Annotated in this window: 6 protein-coding genes; 4 read left to right on the top strand and 2 right to left on the bottom strand. The window is 62.6% G+C overall.

Translation table 11 applies throughout. The features are described 5' to 3' along the window. The coding region (locus RDN59_RS11205) for an FAD-dependent oxidoreductase (RefSeq protein WP_308607913.1) at window positions 1–1,226 on the bottom strand (1,226 nt) is incomplete at its 3' end. A 229-nt stretch (window positions 1,227–1,455) separates the two neighbouring features. Here RDN59_RS11205 and RDN59_RS11210 point away from each other — a divergent pair. Genes RDN59_RS11210 through RDN59_RS11225 form a run of 4 tightly spaced genes read left to right on the top strand, consistent with a single transcriptional unit; the run spans window position 1,456 to window position 5,095 of the window. Further along, window positions 1,456–3,126: a nitrite/sulfite reductase gene (locus RDN59_RS11210; protein WP_308607914.1), complete on the top strand. Its 1,671-nt coding sequence runs from the start codon at window positions 1,456–1,458 to the stop codon at window positions 3,124–3,126. Then, window positions 3,123–3,374 carry a hypothetical protein gene (locus RDN59_RS11215; RefSeq protein ID WP_308607915.1) on the top strand — a complete coding sequence of 84 codons (252 nt, stop codon included), beginning with the start codon at window positions 3,123–3,125 and terminating at the stop codon, window positions 3,372–3,374. Before RDN59_RS11210 ends, RDN59_RS11215 begins: the two co-directional genes overlap by 4 nt. Window positions 3,375–3,396: 22 nt before the next feature. Further along, on the top strand, window positions 3,397–4,095 hold the full coding sequence (locus RDN59_RS11220; protein ID WP_308607916.1) for a sirohydrochlorin chelatase: 699 nt from the start codon (window positions 3,397–3,399) through the stop codon (window positions 4,093–4,095). Beyond that, window positions 4,088–5,095 carry a sulfite exporter TauE/SafE family protein gene (locus tag RDN59_RS11225; protein ID WP_308607917.1) on the top strand — a complete coding sequence of 336 codons (1,008 nt, stop codon included), beginning with the start codon at window positions 4,088–4,090 and terminating at the stop codon, window positions 5,093–5,095. The genes RDN59_RS11220 and RDN59_RS11225 overlap by 8 nt, the downstream gene beginning before the upstream one ends. On the opposite strand, the gene cobA is transcribed toward RDN59_RS11225, so the two are convergent. Further along, window positions 5,092–5,719 (bottom strand): uroporphyrinogen-III C-methyltransferase (gene cobA, locus RDN59_RS11230; protein WP_308607918.1); only part of this gene is annotated, 628 nt, incomplete at its 5' end. The two genes, RDN59_RS11225 and cobA, sit on opposite strands and share 4 nt — an antisense overlap.

Genomic DNA, 5,719 nt, shown 5'->3' on the forward strand with positions numbered 1-5,719 from the left:
AGGCCCTTGGACTTGAAGAGTTCCACGATGTCCTCTTCGCGGTCGTGGGAGAGGTTGCCCGCTTCGGCGTCGGCAAGCAGCATGCCGATGGTCTCCGTGGCATCGGACTTGGTGTTGCCGATGAGTCCCACCGGGCCGCGCTTGATCCAGCCGGTGGTGTAGAGTCCCGGCACGACCTCGCCGTCGAGGTCGACGACGTGGCCGCCGTCGTTATTGATGACGTTCTTCTGCTTATTGAAGGGAACGCCCTCGATGGCATCGGAGCGGTAACCCACGGCCAGGTACACGGCCTGTGCCGGCCACTCGGTGAACTTGCCGGTGCCGGAGACAGAGCCATCGCCGTTGAGGGCGGTGCGCTCAGTCTTGACGGCCGTGACCTTGCCGTTCTCACCGATGAACTCCACTGGCTGCTCGAAGAGGTGGATCTGCAGGGTGTGCGGGGCATCCTTGGGCTCGCGGATGGCGTAGCCCTCGAGGGTCTGGCAGACCAAGTCGCAGGACTTGGCCTCTTCGCGGGCCTTGAGGGAGGCTTCGTCGTAGTCGATGTCCTCTGGGTCCACGACCACGTTGATGGTCGGGGAGTGGTCGAGCTCCTTGAGCTCCAGCGGGGTGAACTTGGCCTGCGCCGGGCCGCGGCGGCCGAAGACGCGGACGGTGGTGGCCTGGTTCTTGGCCAGGGACTCGTAGACGTTATCGGGGATCTCGGTGGCTTCCTTGAGCTCATCACCGGTCTTGGCCAGGATGCGGGCCACGTCGAGGCCCACGTTGCCCACGCCAATCACGGCGACGTCGGTGGCGGAAAGATCCCAGGAGCGCTCGAAACGCGGGTTGCCGTCGTAGAAGCCGACGAATTCGCCCGCGCCGTGGACGCCTTCGAGATCGGAGCCCGGGATCTGCATGCCCCGGTCACCAACGGCGCCGGTGGCAAACACGACGGCGTCGTAGTACTCCTCGAGCTCGGAGACGGTGACATCGCGGCCCACAGTGATGTTGGACAGAAGGCGGATCTGTTCGGTGTCGAGCACTCGGTGCAGGGAGTTAATGATTCCCTTAATACGCGGGTGGTCCGGAGCCACTCCGTAGCGGATGAGCCCGAAGGGGGCTGGCATCTGCTCGATGAGATCGATCTGAACGTTGCCGCCGGTCTTCTTCACCAGGATGTCGGAGGCGTAGATGCCGGCTGGGCCGGCGCCGATGACGGCTACTTTCAGGGGCTGCTGGGTCATGATGGCCTTTCGGAATGTTGTAGTAACTAACGAAAGCTTAGGTCTAAACAAGCATGGGTTTCATTGAACCGGCTTGTCTGCTGTAGGGCAACTGGGCCTAATTACATTCGGAGAACATTGTGGCATAAACCCAGCGTGCTTTGCATATTCGTGAGAAAATAAAAAAGACTGCTTTGTCTACTGTATCTAGACCGGTAGGTTTTTACTAACCGACGAAAGGCAGCAGATTATGACCACCGCAACGAAGCGACGCCCGCGTGTGAAGAAGCCGGAAGGCCAGTGGAAGATCGATGGCACCGCGCCGCTGAACTCCGACGAAGAGATCAAGCAGGCCGACGACGCCCTGGCCGTGCGTCAGCGCGTTATTGATATCTATTCCAAGCAGGGATTTTCCTCCATCCCCGCCGAGGATCTCGCCCCCCGTTTTAAGTGGCTGGGCCTGTACACCCAGCGCAACCAGAACCTGGGCGGGGAGATGACCTCCAAGCTCTCCAACGCTGAGCTGCAGGATGAATACTTCATGATGCGTGTGCGCTTCGACGGCGGCCGCGTGGACCCCGCTAAGCTGCGGGCGGTGGGGGAGATTTCGCGCGACTATGCGCGCTCCACCGCGGACTTTACGGACCGCCAGAACATCCAGCTGCACTGGATCCAGATTGAGGATGTCCCCGCCATCTGGGAGAAACTGCGCTCTGTGGGGCTAGATACTCTGCTCGGCTGCGGTGACGTGCCGCGCGTTATCCTCGGCTCGCCGGTAGCGGGAGTGGCCGCCGACGAAATTATCGATGCCACCCCGGCCATCGAGGAGATTAAGAACAACTACCTCCCGCGCGAGGAGTTCCACAACCTTCCGCGTAAGTTCAAGTCCGCCATCTCCGGCAACGCCCGCCAAGACGTCACCCACGAGATCCAGGACGTTGCCTTCGTTGGTACGGAGCATCCCGAGTACGGCCCGGGCTTCGATTGCTTCGTGGGCGGGGGCCTGTCCACCAACCCGATGCTTTCGCAGTCCCTCGGTGCGTGGATTCCGCTCGAGCGTGTTCCGGAGGTATGGGCCGGTGTCGCGCGCATCTTCCGCGACTATGGCTTCCGCCGCAACCGCAACCGTGCGCGCCTGAAGTTCCTGGTGGCGCAGTGGGGCATTGAGAAATTCCGAAAGGTACTGGAGGAGGAGTATCTGGACGCGCCGCTTCTCGACGGCCTCCCGCTACCCGTCGCCCCCGGCAACCGCGACCACTTGGGCGTGCACCGCCAGCAGGACGGAAAGTTCTACGTGGGCGTCAAGCCCACCGTCGGGCATGCCACTGGCGAGCAGCTCATTGCCATCGCAGATGTGGCTGAGAAGTTCGGCATCAGCCGCATCCGCACCACCCCAATGAAGGAGCTTCTCTTCCTCGATGTCGAGGAAGCGGACATTCCCGCCCTGTCCCGTGCCTTGGATGAGACCGGCCTGTACTCCCAGCCCTCGGAGTTCCGCCGCGGCGTCATCTCCTGCACCGGCCTGGAATTTTGTAAGCTCGCCCACGTGACCACCAAGGCCCGCGCCATCGAGCTCGTCGACATCCTAGAAGATACCCTCGGCGATCTCGACGTCCCCCTGTCCATTGCCCTCAACGGCTGCCCCAATGCCTGCGCTCGCTCGCAGGTATCGGACATTGGGCTGAAAGGACAGATTGTGACCGATGCCGATGGAAACCGCGTCGAAGGCTTCCAGGTCCACTTGGGAGGCTCCCTCGGCCTATCCCCGGACTGGGGTCGCAAGCTGCGCGGACACAAGGTGGTGGCCGATGAAGTGCCCGACTACGTCATCCGCTTGGTCAACAAGTACAAGGAGCAGCGCGAAGACGGCGAACAGTTCCGCCACTGGGTCCTGCGCGCGGAGGAGAAGGACCTGCAGTGAATTTCCGCCGCGAGCCTAATCCGAACCGCAACCACCCAGCGTACTGCCCCTACTGTGCTGGCACCGATCTTTTCCCAGACGAGGAAGACGATTTTGCGTGGAAGTGTCAGGAGTGCCTGCGTATCTTCTCTTTGCGTTTCCACGGTCAAGACGATGCCCCCGTAGCGCCAGCGCCGGCGGTGTCCGCCAACGAAGCACTCAAGCGTTCCCTAGCTCGGCGCGGTCACTCCACCGCGCCGAAGGCCTAACTGTTGACTGAGGAGAGCCATCATGACCGCATTAATTACGTTGTCGCACGGCTCGCGTCACCCTGCGGCCGCGCCACACGTGGAGGCCCTGACCCGCACCGCTGGTGAACTCGCCGGCGTGCCGGCTCTGGCCGCTCACCTCGAATTCAATGAACCGACCCTCCGGTCCGCAGCCCAGGAGATGGCTCAGCACGGAGAGCGCGACGCAATTGTCGTACCGCTGCTCTTTACTGAGGGCTATCACCAGCGCGTGGACGTGCCCACCGCGATTGACGGCGCAGCTGCATCGTCCGGACTGTCTTTGCGTCGAGCTCGTGGCCTCGGCACTGGTGAGGACATGGCCCAGCTTCTCGCCGCGCGGGTTCCTGCCGGAGCCGATAAGGTTGTGGTTTACTCCGTTGGCTCTTCCGACGAACAGGCTAATGCGGCCGTCGCCGATCTCGCCCGTCGCGTGGGTGAGATCACCGGATGCGTAGCAGAAGCTGCTTATGCCACGCGAGACGCTCACGCGTCTCGCGGTGAGAATCGAAATCGGGATGTGCCCAGCGCTCATAGCGAAGTGGTTGTGCCGCTCTTCGTCAGCCCTGGCCTGTTGCTCGACCGCCTTGCCCCCAGTTCCGACAATCCATCGACCCCACAGCACCGGAAGGTGCTACCACCGCTAGGGGAGGCCCTAGCGGGCATAGTGTCCCAACGTTTTCTGGAGGTAGCTCATGCGTAGCCTCATTCTCATAGCCCTTGCGGGTGCCGCTGCTCAGCTCGTTGACGGCGGCATCGGCATGGGCTTTGGCGTAACCTCCACGACCATCTTGCTCCTTGCAGGCCTCGGACCGGCGACGGCTTCGGCCGTGGTCCACACCTCGGAGTTGGGCACCACCCTCGTCTCCGGTATCAGCCACTGGCGTTTCGGTAACGTTCACTGGCCAACGGTGCTCAAGCTGGGTGTCCCAGGTGCCATCTCAGCGTTCTTGGGGGCGACGGTGTTGTCCAATCTGTCTCTGGAATCCGCAGAACCGGTTACCTCCACCATTCTCCTTATCTTGGGTATTAACTTGGTGTGGCGTTTTTCCCGCCTTCGCCCGAGAAAGGTCTCAACCTCGCGGCCACATTCCACTCCGTTCCTTGCTGGATTAGGCATTGTCGGCGGCTTCGTTGATGCTTCCGGTGGCGGCGGTTGGGGGCCGATTTCCACCTCGACTCTCATGGCAGTCGGCCGTGAACAGCCACGTCGCATCGTTGGCACGGTCAACACCGCGGAGTTTCTCGTGACTTTCGGTGCTACCGTCGGATTTATCGTGGGACTGTGGCATGAGATTGTGGCCAACGCTGCGGCCGTGGTGGCGCTTCTTATCGGTGGCATGATCACTGCGCCTATCGCAGCGTGGCTCATTTCCCGCATCAACCCTACGTTGCTGGGCGGTTTTGTAGGTACGGCTATCGTCGCCCTCAACGTGCCCAAGGCATTGAGTTGGGTGCTGCCGCACGGCGTTGTCGTGGGACTGCAAATCGCCGCGCTCGTGGTGGGTATCACCCTCACCGTCTGGGCCAACCGACGCCGCATTCGACATGAGCGCGAAGAGAATTACGTCGGGCACCACTCGAACCCGAAGCGCGGTGGCAGCCGCGTCGTGAGCTCCACTGAGCCGGATGGGCACGCCGCTAGCGATGAGACCACTGCAGAAACAGCTCGCGTTGGCGTGACTGCCGCGAACTCGGATTAGAGCCCGGCGGCCTCGCCGATAATGATGACTGCCGGCGGAGCCACCGAGTTCTCCTCCATCGTGGCACCCAGCTCGGCGAGCTCGCAGCTGAAGGCCCGCTCGCCATCGAGGGAGCCTTCCTGGATGATGCGCACGGGGGTGTGGGGTGAGAGGGAGGCGTCGATCAGCGCGGTGGCAATGGCCGCCGCGTTCTTCACGCCCATGATGACCGAAAGCGTGGCCCCAGACCGTGCGAGTGCTGCCCAATCCACCAAAGACTTGGGATGGCCTGGCGGCAGGTGCCCGGAGACCACCGTGAAGGCATGGACGACGCCACGGTGGGTCACCGGCGTTCCCGCCAGTGCGGGCACCGCGACCGCCGAGGTCACCCCGGGGATGACCTCCACCGGGATGCCCGCGGCGGTAAGAGTGGTGAGCTCTTCGAAGCCACGACCAAACACATAAGGATCGCCGCCCTTCAGACGCACCACGCGGCGCCCCTGGCGGGCGTTGTCAACCAGAATCTCGTTGATGCGCTCCTGGGCCACTTGGGTGCGGTAGGGGATCTTAGAGACGTCGATAAGCTCCTTGGCGGCCACATCGCACAGCTTGTCCAGCTGAGCGGTGGGGCCGAGGTGATCGGCC

The sequence above is a fragment of the uncultured Corynebacterium sp. genome (assembly GCF_902489365.1).
Taxonomy (GTDB): Bacteria; Actinomycetota; Actinomycetes; order Mycobacteriales; family Mycobacteriaceae; genus Corynebacterium.